The organism is Rhodococcus sp. C26F (assembly GCF_053345925.1).
The window spans coordinates 1-1,438 of record NZ_JBKFBA010000109.1 but is presented as its reverse complement, the minus strand read 5'-3'; the positions used below and the strand labels follow the sequence as shown (position 1 = coordinate 1,438).

The 1,438-nt window shown below is 64.9% G+C and carries 1 protein-coding gene; it reads left to right on the top strand.

Annotated features, from left to right (window positions below; genetic code table 11):
• Nucleotides 1–234 precede the first annotated feature (234 nt).
• Nucleotides 235–1,438 (top strand): tyrosine-type recombinase/integrase (locus ACLBYD_RS30675; RefSeq protein WP_447819399.1); only part of this gene is annotated, 1,204 nt, incomplete at its 3' end.

Here is a 1,438-nt window from a genome sequence, read left to right as displayed (position 1 = left end):
TAGCCACGATGTTCGGTTGTGGTGTTTGCGCTGGTCAAACGCGGTATTTGTGGGAGCCGATGACGGGAATCGAACCCGCGTATTCAGCTTGGGAATCTGATGAGTGGGCAAGATCACCGCAGGTAGAGGCGGTATCGCCGCAGGTCACGCACACCAGACAACTCAGGTTAACTCAGGTCATGACCGCGCTAGGCTACAGTCGTTGGCTACAGTACGCGATCCCGAAAGGTACCGATGGCGGCGAGCAAGGCACGGCGCGAGGACACCGCTGGCGAGCAGAAGAAGACTCGCCGGACTGCCGGGGACGGGGCACTGTTCAAGCGCGGCGACGGGCTCTGGGTGGGCACGGTCGACCTGCCGCCAGGGCCGGACGGCAAGCGCCGCCGCAAGACTGTCTCGTCCAAGGACAAGGCCACCGCCATCGCGAAGCTCCGCAAGCTTCGCCGTGACGTCGAGGACGGACTCGTCGCGCCGGCCAAGAACACCACCAGCGTCGCCGACTGGATGGAGACCTGGCTCGAGACCATCGCCTCGCGCACCATTGGGCCCCGCACCCTTCAGACGTACCGCTCGGCGGTGAAGAACAACATCAACCCACACATCGGCAAGGTGAAGCTCGTCAAGCTCACACCGGCTCATGTACGTGCGATGCACACGGGGATCCTCGCGGCCGGCCGTTCGACCCGCACGGCGGAGGTGGCGCACCGGATCCTGTCGAAGGCGATGAAGGATGCTCGCAAAGAAGGCGTCGTCCCACGCAACGTCGTCGAGCTCGTGTCCGCGCCGAAAGTGCTGTCGAAGGACCGAGGCGCGCTCACGACGGACGAGGCCCGCAAGGTGCTGCGTGTCGCCGCCTCACGTGGGGATGCAATCCTCACGCGGATCGCGGCAGCATTGCTCACGGGCGCACGACAGGGGGAGCTGCTGGGCCTGCAGTGGGACCGCGTGGACCTCGAGAACGGCACGCTCGATCTGTCCTGGCAGTTGCAGCGACTGAAGCTGAAGCCCGGCGCGCGACCGGATGACCCGAAGAGGTTCATCGTGCGTGCCGGCTACGAGCACATCCCGCTGTACCGAGGGACCGCACTGACGCGGCCGAAGACTGAGGCGTCGATCCGCATGATTCCTTTGCCGGAACCGCTGGCGCTACTGCTGATGGGTTACAAGGAACGGCAGATACCGAACGAGTGGAACCTCGTGTGGGTGTCCGAGCAGTTCCGGCCGATTTCGTCGCGCGACGACTCAGATGCGTGGCACGACATGCTTGCCGCGGCTGAGGTCCCGGACGTGCATCTGCATGCCGCCCGGCACACGACCGCGTCGCTGCTGATGGAGGCTGGCGTCGACGCTCATGTCATCGCGTCGATCCTTGGCCATTCGAATATTGTGACGACGCGCGGTTACCAGCACGTCAACCGGGACCTGGCCCGCCAGGCGC